The 14719-nt window shown below is 41.2% G+C and carries 12 protein-coding genes, 1 pseudogene and 1 riboswitch; of the genes and pseudogenes, 6 read left to right on the top strand and 7 right to left on the bottom strand.

The window, feature by feature from the left end; genetic code table 11:
- Positions 1-16: 16 nt before the first annotated feature.
- The 5 genes and pseudogenes from K1T76_RS10690 to K1T76_RS10710 all read right to left on the bottom strand — a co-directional run bounded on the left by K1T76_RS10690 (position 17) and on the right by K1T76_RS10710 (position 4760).
- A complete protein-coding gene (locus K1T76_RS10690; RefSeq protein ID WP_230245340.1) occupies positions 17-823 on the bottom strand; it encodes an enoyl-ACP reductase FabI in 807 nt (268 codons plus the stop codon).
- Between the two features lie 179 nt (positions 824-1002).
- A pseudogene (locus K1T76_RS10695) lies at positions 1003-1994 on the bottom strand (DUF2804 domain-containing protein).
- A gap of 200 nt (positions 1995-2194) precedes the next feature.
- Positions 2195-2716: a DUF1543 domain-containing protein gene (locus tag K1T76_RS10700; protein ID WP_230245341.1), complete on the bottom strand. Its 522-nt coding sequence runs from the start codon at positions 2714-2716 to the stop codon at positions 2195-2197.
- A gap of 174 nt (positions 2717-2890) precedes the next feature.
- Complete coding sequence (trpB, locus tag K1T76_RS10705; RefSeq protein ID WP_004975067.1) at positions 2891-4135, bottom strand: tryptophan synthase subunit beta; 1245 nt, start codon at positions 4133-4135, stop codon at positions 2891-2893.
- Positions 4107-4760, bottom strand: coding sequence for a phosphoribosylanthranilate isomerase (locus K1T76_RS10710; RefSeq protein WP_019836282.1), 654 nt, complete (start codon positions 4758-4760; stop codon positions 4107-4109). Before K1T76_RS10710 ends, trpB begins: the two co-directional genes overlap by 29 nt.
- Before the next feature lie 192 nt (positions 4761-4952).
- Positions 4953-5176, top strand: a riboswitch (cobalamin riboswitch).
- 36 nt (positions 5177-5212) lie between these two features.
- Here K1T76_RS10710 and K1T76_RS10715 point away from each other — a divergent pair.
- The 6 genes from K1T76_RS10715 (at position 5213) to K1T76_RS10740 (ending at position 12208) form a co-directional block, all read left to right on the top strand.
- The gene (locus K1T76_RS10715) at positions 5213-7093 is read left to right on the top strand and encodes a TonB-dependent receptor plug domain-containing protein (protein ID WP_004975058.1); all 1881 of its coding nucleotides are present in this window, start codon (positions 5213-5215) and stop codon (positions 7091-7093) included.
- A gap of 139 nt (positions 7094-7232) precedes the next feature.
- The gene (locus tag K1T76_RS10720) at positions 7233-7817 is read left to right on the top strand and encodes a cob(I)yrinic acid a,c-diamide adenosyltransferase (protein ID WP_230245342.1); all 585 of its coding nucleotides are present in this window, start codon (positions 7233-7235) and stop codon (positions 7815-7817) included.
- 155 nt (positions 7818-7972) lie between these two features.
- The gene (locus K1T76_RS10725) at positions 7973-8686 is read left to right on the top strand and encodes a glycerophosphodiester phosphodiesterase (RefSeq protein ID WP_230245343.1); all 714 of its coding nucleotides are present in this window, start codon (positions 7973-7975) and stop codon (positions 8684-8686) included.
- Positions 8687-8977: 291 nt separating this feature from the next.
- Positions 8978-10144, top strand: coding sequence for an acyl-CoA desaturase (locus K1T76_RS10730; protein WP_230245344.1), 1167 nt, complete (start codon positions 8978-8980; stop codon positions 10142-10144).
- 125 nt (positions 10145-10269) lie between these two features.
- Positions 10270-11715 (top strand): protein adenylyltransferase SelO, encoded by a 1446-nt coding sequence (locus K1T76_RS10735; protein ID WP_230245345.1) that lies wholly within the window; start codon positions 10270-10272, stop codon positions 11713-11715.
- A 106-nt stretch (positions 11716-11821) separates the two neighbouring features.
- Complete coding sequence (locus K1T76_RS10740; RefSeq protein ID WP_230245346.1) at positions 11822-12208, top strand: MmcQ/YjbR family DNA-binding protein; 387 nt, start codon at positions 11822-11824, stop codon at positions 12206-12208.
- 108 nt (positions 12209-12316) lie between these two features.
- Here the strand turns inward: K1T76_RS10740 and K1T76_RS10745 are convergent, their stop codons facing one another.
- A complete protein-coding gene (locus K1T76_RS10745) occupies positions 12317-13003 on the bottom strand; it encodes a response regulator (RefSeq protein ID WP_168418565.1) in 687 nt (228 codons plus the stop codon).
- A 20-nt stretch (positions 13004-13023) separates the two neighbouring features.
- Positions 13024-14676, bottom strand: a complete 1653-nt coding sequence (baeS, locus tag K1T76_RS10750; RefSeq protein WP_230245347.1) for a sensor histidine kinase efflux regulator BaeS — start codon at positions 14674-14676, stop codon at positions 13024-13026.
- Positions 14677-14719 lie beyond the last annotated feature (43 nt).

Here is a 14719-nt window from a genome sequence, read left to right on the forward strand (position 1 = left end):
CTGCTTCATGCAATATTTATTCAGCATCTAGCATTAATTCTGCGCTCATACCAACCGTGTTAAAACCTGCATCGACATACAGAATTTCACCGGTAATACCATTCGCCCATGGTGAGCAGAGGAATAGTGCAGCATTACCGACATCTTCAATTGTCACGTTGCGTTTTAAAGGTGCAACTTTTTCATTCAGGTCTAACATTTTACGGAACGATTTAATACCTGAAGCTGCCAGCGTACGAATTGGGCCTGCAGAAATGGCATTTACACGAATACCGTCAGCACCCAAACTTGAAGCCAAGTAACGTACCCCTGCTTCTAAAGATGCTTTTGCCATACCCATGACATTGTAGTTTGGCATCACGCGCTCAGAGCCTTGATACGTCAAAGTCAATAAACAACCTTGGCGCGCTTGTAACAATGGTTTTGCAGCACGTGCCATCGCAATAAAGCTATAAGCACTAATATCATGCGCAACTTTGAAACCATCACGGTCTGTTACATCGGTAAAGTCACCGTCTAAAGTATGCGCAGGCGCAAAACCAATCGAGTGAATTAAACCATCCAAACCATCCCAATGCTTTGCCAAATCAGCAAAAGCTTGCTCAATTTCTGCATCTACGCCTACATCGCAAGGCAGTACAATGCTTGAGCCAAATTGTGCAGCGAAGTCATCAACACGTTTTTTGAGTTTTTCATTCGGATAAGTAAATGCTAATTCTGCACCTTCACGATGCAATGCTTCTGCAATACCAAATGCCATAGATAATTTACTTGCAATACCAGCAATTAAAAAACGCTTACCCGCCAAAAGACCTTGTGCCATGTGAAACTCACCTTGATATATTTCGCAATATCATGCCAATTCTGAACGCATAGTGAAATTGCATAATGCACCTTTTTTTGCCGTTTATGTAAAAACTCAATGGCGATTCAAGCGAGTGATAGATAAAATTATAGGATTGATCTGCAAGCGGTGACTACAATCGTGATTAAAAATCTGCCCTACCACTTGGCATAATGCTGTTCAAGCAAGCCGTATTCGTTTAACAAAATAATTTCGGTATCGTCTTGTTGAATAGTACCGCTATTTTGGCTTGCCATTGACTAAATTGACTGCCGACCAGACGTAAATTCAGATTTTCATAACGGCGCCAACCTGTGCTGACAGTTAAATTCAAACGATGATCCAGTGAACGAATACTCCACGAACAGTCATCTTCAGGTTGGAACAACACATCTGTTAATGGATACAGCACGCCATTAATCCACAAACAGTTTTCGTTGCCAAAACTTTCATTCACACCAGAAGCCAAATTCAAGCCTACACGTCGGTTTTCGGTATCCCAGAAGTTACACGACAACCAAAACCATGCTGTTTCAGGACGTAAAAAACCGCAGGTGTCATCTAAAGAGGCAAAGGTACGCTCATGGAATTGAATGGTTTGTCCAGTTTTATTGATAAAATAGCCTTCACAGCCGAGCGTGGTCAGTTTTTGAGTGTAAGTCCAGCCATTAATACCTGTTGGGCTACACATACTTAGCGGGTCTGTACCTGCACAAAATATCCGCGCACTGAGTTTAATTTCACCGTATTTGGTCACGCGGATATAACGCACACCATTGGCATGTTGAATTTCAATTTGAAATGGCGATTTTTCAAAAAAACTTTGATTAAATAACGGTTGCTCATCTAAAACCGTATTACGCGATAAAAAATTAATCGCATTCCATTCCTGCACTTCGCCCGTCATGTGATTATAAATATAGACAAAACCGTGCCCTGCCCAAGCAATATCGGCAATCGCAAGCCCAATGGTATAGTGTTCGTGTTGAATACTACAAAATTTAAACTTTTTATATTTTAAGCGTTTACGCCAACCTGATAGTACCTCACCATACGGTGATTTATATTGGTAAGCCTGATAATCAATTTTTTTGGGAAGTTCACTAAAACGTCCATAATGCGGTTGTCCATTCGCCTGAATTAAATCCATTGAAGACATTCCCTATTGTCTAAAAACAATTCATCTTTGGTCGTATTATGCCTACAAATGCATGTACAAAAAACCCGCAACTTATGATTTTGTTCAAAAACTATAAAAACATAGATTGTTTTACTATTTTAAGGTTTGAGCGTTCACTAAATACACAAAATATAATTTTATCTATTCCTGCCTCAATATTCTAAATGCTTTTAAGCATCAGCATTCAAAGTCAGATAGGTATTTTCCCAACGATTGCCTGAAAATGACCCTTCAACCAATTGCACATAGCGACCATGCACCTGATCTATCGCAATATAATCATCCACTTCTAATACCCGGTCGGTATGTTGTTTTTGCCAGTGCTGAGCAAAATAGGCTTTACCACGCTGTTTTGCCACCATTGGATTTTGTGCTACCACCAACACATAACGATGCAACTCACCAAATTCACGTGGGTCATATCCACCTAAATTAATCAAATACAGTCGGTTTTCTGCCTGATTCGGCTGCGCATCGGTAAATTTCAAATAGTAGGATTTGCCTTCAAACTCAACACCGTTAATTTGCGCCCATGCATCAATATGCAAACCTTTCAGTTCTGCAAACCAAGCCTGCTTGAGTTGAGGATAGGTCTCTTCTAAAGAGTCTCCTACCGCGAGTACCACATCATGCACTTCAGTATTGGCTCGCGCATGACGCCCACCTAACATGACGATAAATAAACTGGGCATATCCAACTCCTACGCAAATATCCTAAGCTTGATCGCTTTAAGGGTTGATGATTTTTAAGCTTGATCATTTAAAGTAGCGAGAATTTTTTAATTCTCCAAATAAAAAATCGTGCCGAATTGCTTCAGCACGATTGAATTGAAATACAGCATGCTTTATTTCAAGGAGCTTGAAATTTACATATCCACCATTTCCACACCATCAATGCGGGCAACAGTCATTAGATCCTTATCACCACGACCTGAAACAGTCGCAATAATGATTTGATCTTTATCCATCGTTGGCGCAAGCTTACTCACATAAGCCATAGCATGTGAGCTTTCTAAAGCAGGAATAATCCCTTCAATACGGGTTAAATCACGGAAACCTTGCAATGCTTCTTGGTCATTGATTGGCACGTAATCGACACGGTGCATATCTTTCAGGAAGCTATGTTCTGGCCCTACACCCGGATAATCCAGACCTGCAGAAATAGAGTGAGTTTCGATGATCTGACCTTGTGCATCAGACATTAAATAAGTACGGTTGCCGTGTAATACGCCCACGTGTCCTGCATTCAATGGCGCAGAGTGCTTGCCTGTTTCAATGCCCAAGCCCGCAGCTTCAACACCGTACATTTTTACTTCGGCATCATTCAAGAATGGATAGAACAAGCCCATCGCATTGGAACCACCACCAACACACGCCACAAGTGCGTCAGGTAAACGACCTGCCTGCTCCTGAATTTGACGACGTGCTTCACGACCAATAATAGATTGGAAATCACGTACCAATTGCGGATACGGATGTGGGCCTGCCACAGTACCAATCACATAATACGTTGAATCGACATTGGTCACCCAGTCACGCATAGCTTCGTTCATGGCATCTTTTAAGGTTTTAGAGCCACTTTCTACAGGCACAACCGTTGCCCCGAGTAAGCGCATGCGGTACACGTTCATGGCCTGACGTTTGACGTCTTCTGCACCCATGAACACCACACATTCTAAGCCTAAACGAGCGGCAATGGTCGCGGTTGCTACACCGTGCTGACCTGCACCTGTTTCGGCAATAATGCGTTTTTTACCAGACAGTTTTGCCAATAATGCCTGACCAATGGTGTTATTCACTTTATGTGAGCCAGTATGGTTCAAATCTTCACGTTTTAAGTAAATTTGCGCACCACCCAACTCTTTTGACCATCGCTCAGCATAATACAAAGGACTAGGACGACCTACATAGTAGGCGAGATCGCGGTCGAATTCTGCCAAAAACTGCGGATCATCTTTCATGCGGAAATACAATTTTTCTAAATCTTGTAAAGCCGCCATCAGCGTTTCTGACACAAAACGTCCGCCATGGATCCCAAAATGCCCTTTTGCATCTGGGAATTGGGTATAGTCAATCACTGAGTTATTGTGATTTGTACTTTGCTGATCCACGTTGGACTCCTTGCATGAAGTTTTCTATGAGTTGTTGGTCTTTAATACCTTTTGCAGACTCAACTCCGCCACTGACATCAACAGCATAGGCTTGAGTCGTCTGAATTGCATCTTCAATATTTTCAGGGTTTAAACCACCCGCCAAAATTAAAGGAATATCGAGTTTGGGGAATTTTGACCAGTCAAAACTGTGTCCTGTACCACCTTTCAACTCAGGATGCCACGCGTCTAATAATACTGCGCTTGCACCTGCTTGTTGATAGCTTTTTATTGCATCCAACACATTTAAATCGGGTTTGACCTGAATGGCTTTGTACCATCGACGTCCAACTTGCTCTGCTATTTGCAGACATTGCAACGGTGTTTCATCGCCATGAAACTGCAGAATATCTAAAGGTACTTGTTTGAGTACAGCGGCAATTTCTTCTGCCGTTGCATTGACAAATAAACCGACCACTTGCACATAAGCGGGAATGTTTTGCAGCAAGCATTGTGCTTGTTCAATGTTCACATGGCGCGGACTTGGAGGATAAAACACCAAGCCTATTGCATCTGCACCCGCATGTACCACACTGTTTATATCTTGAATTCGCGTGATTCCGCAAATTTTGGTACGGGTACGCATCGTTTTGCACTCTAATCCTGATTTTCAATCTTCATTTTGCTGATCTTGCTGTATGTGACTTTTAAATTGTCTGTTCTTACAAACAAAATCATATATTAGGGCGAATCATTGTAATGCAATTTTCAGAGGTTGAGTGAAGTTCAGGCGGATTATTCTACATTTCCGTTGTTTAAATGCTGAACAGACTTTATACTTCGCGCAAATGCAACGAGTTCTAGCTTTAAGCTTTAGGGAAGTTGGTGAAAGTCCAACACTGCCCCCGCAACGGTAACCATGAAACGTATATCGATTTAAATCTTATGATTTACACCACTGTATGAACAATATGGGAAGGTGGATATACAGCGAAGCAATCATAAATTAGAAGATGCTTGGCACATTGTAGTCCGGAGACCTGCTTGTTGTGCCCTTAACTCAATCATTCACGTGGGGTGAATGTATGGAGCAAAGTCATGTCTACTCTTTTTCAGCCTACTGCTTTAGTGGGCGCAATTGCGCTTGCAATGGGTTTTTCAACTTCAGTTTTTGCTGCAGAATCGCAAGATCAGCGTGTGGTGAATGCTGCTTTAGATACGCTTGTTGTTACTGCTTCACGTAGTGAACAAAATATTAAAGATGTGCCTGCACGGATTAATGTAATTGATCAAAATAGTATTGAGCGTAATCCTATTCTAAATTTGTCAGATGAAGTACAAAAAGACCCTAGTGTTTTTATGAAACAATATGGTGGCATGGGACAAACTACAGAAATTTCAATTCGTGGTACAAAATCCAACCATACCCTTGTTCTTAAAGATGGTGCCCGTTTAAATAGCCAAAACCACTTTAGTGCTCTTTTCCCGACATTTATCGATACCTCTGACCTAAAACAAATTGAAATTCTAAAGGGTCCAGCATCAGTACAATATGGTACTGATGCCATTGGTGGTGTTGTACAAATGATAACAACAACTCCAACCCAAAATTCTGGATTTATTACTGGTATTTATGCAGAAAATAAAACATATAAAACTATTATTGGTAGTGATCTTGTACAGGATAATTTTTATGCACAGATTAGAGGCCAACGTCTAGAAACGGATGGAACCAAAATTCTCGACTATCAAAATAAAAGCCAAAAAGCGAGTTATGATCAAAAAGGATACAGTGCAAAGGTCGGATACGATAATAAAGATAATATAAAAGCGAATATTGCTATTAGCCAAAATGAAGGAACGAACCAGTTCTATGATTGGGCAACTAGTCAAAATAAAGCTAAACGTTTTTTTGAAAATCGTTTAATCAACGTAAATACTGAATTTGATCTTCAAGATAACCTAACACTTTCTGCAAGACTTTCTAACTTTATAGATAATCAATATGTCTTAGACAGCGAACCTGGTCATTTTGACACAGAAAACAAAGAAGGGGATTTAAATCTTCGATGGTCATTAACACCGCAGCAAAGTATTTTATTAGGTAGCACTTATCTAAAGTCCAACTTTGAAAGCAAATCTATAAAAAATGAAAAACAGGATATAGATTCAGTTGGTTATTATTTACAACATCAACATAAATCTGAAAAATTAAATACACAAGTAGGCATTCGCACCGAAGATAATGAATTGTTTGGAACACATACTGTTGGACAAGGCGCTATTCGCTATCAAATTTTACCAACCACAAGCATTTATGCAAATATTGGCTCTGCATTTAAAACGCCATCTTTGACAGAGTTATATTATTTTGTAGAGGGTTCTTATCCAACTTATGGTAATCCCAATTTAAAACCAGAAAAAAGTATGGCCTATGAAATTGGTGTAGATCAAAAAATAAATAACCAATTAACAGCATATTTTTCTACCTATCACACTCGCATTAAAAATCTTATTGTTACCAACTATCTTGGGCAAAACAAATCAAGCTTTGCCAATATAGAAAAATCTGAAGTCAATGGTGGTGAAATTGGCTTTAAATGGAAAGAGCAAGATATCTTCTTAACCACTGAATATGCCTATGCAGATTCAAAAAATAAGAAAACCAACAATAATATTGCATACCGACCAAAACAGACCTTTACTCTATCCACCGGTCTAGAAAATGCCTCTTATGGAGTGAGTGCTTCTGTAATTGCACGTTCAGACATTTATGCCGATCATGCAAACAAAGTTAAAGTACCTGGTTATGCTACAGTTGATTTAAATATGTACTGGAATATTAACCCGAATATTAAGGTTTTTAGCAATATTCAAAATATCGGAGATGTTGAATACAAAATTGCAGATAACTTTAGTGATGGTTGGTACATCAACGGCGGTCGCCTCGCTTCAGCAGGTGTAACTTTCCGCTACTAAAACCCGCATAACAACAAAGACTTTAAAACAGCGCAGTTTATGGATAATGTAATGACCGACATTATCCTTTTTTATTGCGCCAGCTTTTATTTCTTACAACCAAGTAAACGCAACTTTCACTTTCAAACAAGGAACGATCATGGGCCACCGTTTAAGCAAAATCTACACCCGCACAGGCGATTCAGGCACAACAGGACTGGGTGATGGCTCACGTGTCGCCAAAGACGACTTACGCATTCATGCACTGGGCGATGTCGATGAACTCAATGCCTGCATAGGCGTATTGCGCTCACAAATTACACATAGCAACATTCAAGACAAAAACACTTGGGACAAATCGCTTAGCCTGATTCAGCACTGGCTATTCGATTTAGGCGGTGAAGTCTGTATCCCCAATTACCACCTCGTACAACCGCTTGCGATCGAATACTTAGAACAAGACATTGACCGCATGAATGAAAGCCTGCCAATGCTCAAAGAATTTATTCTGCCTGCAGGTACATTGGCATGCAGTTATGCACATCAAGCCCGTGCCGTATGTCGTCGTTCAGAGCGCAGTTTAATGACCGTACACAACCGTGATCAAAATATTCAAGCACCGTCTTTGCAATTACTAAATCGACTGTCTGACTGGCTATTTGTCGCATCGCGCAGCTTGCAACGCGCCGAAGGTGGCAGCGAAGTACTTTGGCAAAAAAATATCAATGACAGCATTAGTAACTGACATCGGAAACTAAAATAAAGTCCTGATTTTACATCTAAAAAATCACAGCAGATGGTGCTTGAATTTTCACACCATCTGACCAAAATAAGAGTTGTCATCCCTCTGTCACGTCGTACTTGCAAAATGAAAGCAAACCTTCAATTCATGGGCACATTATGCGCATAATTGGTCATCGCGGTGCGCGTGGCGAAGCACCTGAAAACACGCTTGGTGGTTTTGAATATATTCAAAATATTGGTATTCGTGCCGTCGAATTTGATGTGCGTCAACTCAAAGACAACGCATTAGTGGTCATGCACGATGATCAATTCATCCGTACAACAGGACAAGACAAAGCGCTGTACGAATGTAGCCTGGAAGATTTAAACCATTATAACCACGCAGTGATGTGGTCAGACTGGAATAAAGTTGAAACCACGCCCCTACTCAATCAGACCATGACTATTATTCAAAATTTTGATCATATTGAGGTTGAGGTTAAAGCAGTCAACTCACATGCCGATGCCGAAAAAATCACTCAAAGCCTAGAGCAACATTTACAAGGTTTTGAGCACAACGCCATCATCACCAGTTTTGATCCTAAAATTCATTGGGCATTACAACAACAAGAATCACGCTTTAAACGTGGTTTGTTGGTAGAAGATGATTTGCAATACCAAGCCATTGATCAAGCTTTAGCATTAGGGTGTTGCCAAATTGGCTGGATGAACGAACTCGCAACCAATGCACTCATTCAGGCCACACAACAGGCCAAACTGAATATTAGTGTTTGGACAGTCAATCAAATTGAACGCGCCAAACAACTTAAAGATTTGGGTGTTCAGGGTCTAATTACCGATTATCCAAAACTAATGATGCAACACTTGTAAAGTGCAGGCTAAGCGCATATATATGTTTAAATAACAGATTTTCTGTGCTGGTTTGGCTGTCATACCGCACATTTTCGTAAAAACCTACAAATACCATTATATTCTGTTACCACCCAGTACAATACAACTGTACAATAATGCTGTGATCGTGAATACGCTCATGCTAATATGCGAAAAAATTAATCCCTATAAACTTTAATACTATGATCATTTCCTTCGGGCAGATCATGATTTTATAACGGATTAAGCGTCTACTTATACCTCCCAAAGGTTCTAGGAGTGCTGTTGGAGATGAATGCTCCCTTACCCAAAGCCCCAATCAACTGGATTGCCATCTTTGCACTGGTTTTCTTACCTATTGTTGCCGTGATTGCAATTCCTTGGTATGCCTATCACCATGATTTTAGCTTAGCCGCTTGGATCAGTATGTTTGTATTACTTGGCGTAAGTAGCTTGGGTATTACAGCAGGTTATCACCGTTTATGGGCACACCGTGCCTACGAAGCTACGCTTCCTTTAAAAATTCTTTTGATGATTATGGGGACTTTTGCCGTTCAGAACAGTATTTTGTTCTGGGGTTCAGGTCACCGTACCCATCACCGCCATGTTGATGATGTCGAAAAAGACCCATATTCAATCAACAATGGTTTTTGGTTTGCGCACATGGGCTGGATGTTACGTGACTACCCTGCCGCAGAGCCAAACTTTAAAAATGCGCCAGATTTGTTAAATGACAAATTGGTGATGTTCCAGCACAAATATTATGTGCCAATGGTAATTGCAGTTCATGTTGGCATTTTAGTGCCAATTGGCTGGGCTGTAGGCGATATTTGGGGTGTGTTGCTATTGGGCGGTTTAATGCGTCTGATTTTAAGCCACCATGTTACCTTCTTTATTAACTCGCTGTGCCACATGTGGGGTTCACGTCCTTATACTGACGAAAACACCGCGCGTGATAACTTCTGGTTAGCCATTGCCACTTGGGGCGAGGGTTATCATAACTATCACCATATTTTCCAATACGATTATCGTAATGGCGTAAAATGGTGGCAATATGACCCAACTAAATGGTTAATTTGGACATGCTCTAAATTAGGTTTGGCTAAAAATTTACGTCGTATTCCAAGCTTTAACATTAAAAAAGCAGAGTTAGCAATGCGCTTTAAATACGCCGAGCAAGACTTGGCAGTTTATGGCCACAATGTGAATGATGACATTGTGCAAGTGAAAAGCCGTATTGCGCAAGAATATGATGCATTTACCCAAACTTTAAATGATTGGGCAAAATTAAAAGAGCAAGAAATTCAAGCGAAAAAAGCGTCAATGGCTGAAAAAATCCACCAAATGGATGACAAACTCAAAGTTGAATTCCAGTTGGTTGAGCAGCGTCTTTCACACCATCGTGAAACATTGAATTTGCTAATGCGTAACTTGAAAAAGAATCCAGTATCACAATAAGAACTGTGCTGTGATACTCCGCTAAAGCCCTGACCTGTTCAGGGCTTTATGCATTTTTAGACTACAGTTTTTAAAGTCCAAGTTTGCTATAGTGAACCTCACTTTGTGCCAAACACTCCCCCACTATGCAATTTAATCCACGTTATCCCACACTGTCCGCTCGCCTTTATCATCAACAGCAGCCCCTACCCTTAAAAGGTGCTAAAGCAGGACACTTTAATGCAGCATTGGCAAAAGAGCTGCAATGGAGTGCTGAGGAACAGCAGCACTGGGTAGAAATTTGCAGTGGCCAAACCACATTTCCAGAATTTCCTGCTTTGGCGATGGTGTATGCAGGGCATCAATTTGGACAATGGGCTGGTCAACTGGGAGATGGACGAGGCTTACTGATTGCACAAGTGCTGGACACTCAACAACGTACCATCGACCTACATTTAAAAGGTGCTGGCTCAACGCCTTATTCACGTATGGGCGATGGCCGTGCGGTTTTGCGTTCTGTAATTCGTGAATATTTAGCAGGCCATGCTTTAAATGCACTTGGTGTCCCTTCAAGCAATGCGGTGGGATTCACTTCATCTACACAAGGCGTACAACGCGAAAAACTAGAACTGGGCGCCATGTTATTACGCACCTCTGACTGTCATATTCGTTTAGGTCATTTTGAATGGATCAATCAGTATCAACCCGAACTACTACCTGAATTTGTGCAAAAATGTATTGAATGGCATTACCCTGAATGCTTGACTGCCGAACAGCCTATACTCGCCTTTGCCACCCAAGTCATTCAGCGCACAGCAGTGATGATTGCGAAATGGCAATTGGTCGGTTTTGCGCATGGTGTGATGAATACCGATAATTTAAATATCACTGGCTCTACTTTAGATTTTGGCCCTTATGGTTTTATGGAGCGTTTTCGCCCGAACTGGATCAACAACCATTCGGACTACCAAGGGCGCTATACCTACCAACAACAACCGAGTGTAGCGCACTGGAACTTATGGGTTTGGCTGAATAATTTAATTCCGCTTGAGCAAAACCAAGATCAAAAAGAACACTGGAAACAAGCACTGGCAGCATGTTTAGAACATTTTGAACCCACTTTTTTGGAGCATTATAAACTCGGTTTATGTGAAAAAATGGGACTGCCAAGTTTCCACAAAGACAGTTTTGATTGCGCAACCAACTTTTTACGTATTTTGCAAAGTGAGCAACTGGATTACACCCAAAGTTTTATCCGCCTACAAAATAAACAATACACAGAAATATTGGATGATTGTTTAGATCGTCGTCAGTGGGAAAGCTTCTTGGCACAGTATCTACAAATTCGTGAACATCAAGATACAAAAGCTTTAGATGACGCAATGCAACAGGCCAACCCGCACTATATTTTACGCAATCACATGGCGCAAAAGGCAATTGAGCAAGCAGAACGCGATGATTTTTCAGAAGTTGAACGTTTATTTACCCTACTCAGCCAACCGTATAGCAAACAGCCTGAGTTAGAACAGCCTGAAGATTTAGCACCCTTGCCAAGTGATGTACCCGAAGTGATGGTGAGCTGCTCATCTTAGTGCTATTTTTAAGCAATAGGACGTTTAAAACTCCAGCAAAGTTATACACATTTTCTGTGGATAAAGATGTGGTTATCCACAGGATAAACATTTAAGGTGAAGATGAATGGCACAAACACAGAAATCACTGCATCAACTTGCTGCCAATACCGCAGAAAAATTACCTGAAGTGAGCTTAAGCGAACCTTTTGGCGATGGCTGTTTGGTGCATAAGGTATTTGATAAAGTGTTTATGCTGAGTCTGTATTTAAATGGTCATGCCATCATCAATCTAAAAGTTCAGCCTGAACATGGCGCCATGCTACGCGATTTTTATCCGTATATCCATGCAGGTTGGCACATGAACAAACAGCACTGGATTTCAATTTTTGCAGATGAGGACTTAGATGCACAACTGGTGCAAGATTTGGTATTAAATTCTTATGAACTGGTGGTCGCAAAATTAAAGAAAGTAGAAAGACAACGGATTGAGCTTTTGCGTAGCGCAACTTGAGTCAATAAAAATTTTTTAAAGCTATTTGCTCTGCACTTTTTCAACATAATATCTAACTAAGAAAACAAAAGCGAATCTTCCAAGATTCGCTTTTTCTATACCTGAGACTTACTCTTCTGGATACTCAAAGCGATAGCCTACACCATACACTGCTTGAATCCATTCATGCCGATTACCTGTTTCGGCAGCGTCAGAAATTTTACGGCGTAAGTTTTTAATGTGGCTATCAATCACACGGTCAGCTACTTCAAAACTGTCAGGGTTAATATGATCTAGCAATTGCGCTCTTGAATACACCTGCCCCACATGCTCTAAAAACAATTCCAATAAACGAAATTCGGTCGGGGTCAAATTCAAGGTTTTTTGCTGATACCAAATACGCTGCTGCGCTTTATCCATGCGGAATAAATCATTGCTTTCAGGCTCAACTTTGCGTTCTAAGCGACGCAAAACCGCTTGCACGCGCGCGACCAATTCTTTTGGACTAAAAGGCTTACAAACATAATCGTCTGCCCCCATGTTTAAACCCAGCACCCGATCAATTTCTTCTGTTCGGGCGGTGACCATAATAATTGGCACATCGGACTGTTCACGTACTTTGCGGCAAATGGTCAGGCCGTCCATGCGTGGTACCATCAAATCCAAAATCATCAGGCTTGGTTTACGCTGCAAAAAGCTGTCATAGGCCTCTTGTCCATCATGAAACATACTGACTTCAAATCCAGCAGCTTCTAAATAATCTCGTACCAATTGGGCCAGTTCAATTTCATCTTCAACCAGCAAGATATGTTTCATGCACGATTCCTTAAAGTCCATTAAGATTTGATTTTTGGAAAACTTAATTTGCAGCGTAAACCACCCAACGGTGAATGAGCAAAACTTAACTCTCCGCCTAATGCTTTGGCAATTTTGACCGATAAGGCCAAACCTAAACCTGTACCACCTGTCGCCCGAGTGCGTGAATCATCGGCACGATAAAAACGCTCACCCAAACGTGCCAATTGTTCATCACTTAAACCAAACGGGCTATCATCTACATACACCGTCCACTCGGTTGCGCTTTGACTGGTGTGAATATGCACCTGCCCACCTGCTTCGGTATAGCGAATACTATTACTGAGCAAGTTGAGCATAATTTGTTTAAAGCGGTCTATATCCAATTGTAATTGCGTGCCTTCACCCGACACGATCAAGTCCAACTGAGCCTGCTCAAATTTCGGCTTAAAGCTTTCGATTTCCTGCTCAATCACTTGCCATGGATCAATGCTCGAGAAATAACATTTCAGCTGCATGGCTTCCGCTTGCGCCAAGTCCGATAAATCCTGTGTGAGTTTTTTTAGACTATTGACCTGATGCATCATCGCAGCCAAATGCTCTGGTGTGGCTTTGCGGATACCATCTTGCATGGCTTCAATTTGCGCCTGCAACACCGCCAATGGCGTTTTTAATTCATGCGAAGTATCAGCCACCCACTGACGACGTGAAGTTTCATGTTGATCTAAAATCACCGCCAAATGATTCAATTCGGTAGATAAATCACCCAACTCATCATTACGATTGACCTTGACCTGATGCTGATAATGGCCTTTGGTTAATTCACGTGTGCCATTTAATAAGCGCTGAATTGGCTTTTTAAAATAGGTCGCCAACAATAAGGCAGCAATCAAGCTCGCCAAAATACTTAAAGCATAAGCCAATAATAAATAACGAGTTTGTTTACTAAAAAAATTAATACTTAAAGCATCTTCCTGATCTAACACAGGTTTTAAGCCCAGATAACCCACGATTTTTTCACCGACCATAATTGGACGAAAGGAAATTTGAGTTTCAGCAGGCTCTCCCACTACAAATTGCCGCTGGGCATCATATAAAGATAAGCGTGAACTCAAGCCTAAACGGTCAGGCATCGAAATAAATTGTTTTTTTCCAGATGATTCTGTCGTGTTTTGGTGTCCTTCATTTTTACGATCAGGACGGAAAGCATTCTGATTGGCACTCAAAGGAAATACTAAACCTTCAAATGGCTGAAATTGTGAAGGTAAATTCAGCTCTAACCAGCGAAGTTCTTCCGCATTGGCTTGTCGTTTGCCTGGCTCAGGCTCGACTACACTTGAGTTTACATTGGCGAGGGTGTGTTCCTGAAAATAACGCTGCTGCAAAGCAATGTCATACTGACGACGTAACCACCACCGCGATAAACGGTCATAATCATCGGGCGCAGCTTCACCTTCAATTTGGAGAATTTGCGCCTGAATGGCATTGCCCCAATCGTGAATTACCGCATAGACTTCTGCCAAGTTTTGAGTGAGCAAGTCCAGCTTTTGCATTTCGACATCGGCCACATATTTGCTGAAGTTTCGCTGCATATTGACATGCAATACCCCCAAGCTGACCGTGGTAATCAGCAAGGTCGTCAGCAGCACTGTTAAGAACAGGCGTAATGCGATGGGTATACGGCGAATTTTCAAAAGCGCAATCTCAGCTTTTTTTGTCGATTTTGAGCATTGTAAC

It is taken from the genome of Acinetobacter sp. PW68, assembly GCF_020982655.1.
GTDB classification, from domain to species: domain Bacteria; phylum Pseudomonadota; class Gammaproteobacteria; order Pseudomonadales; family Moraxellaceae; genus Acinetobacter; species Acinetobacter towneri_A.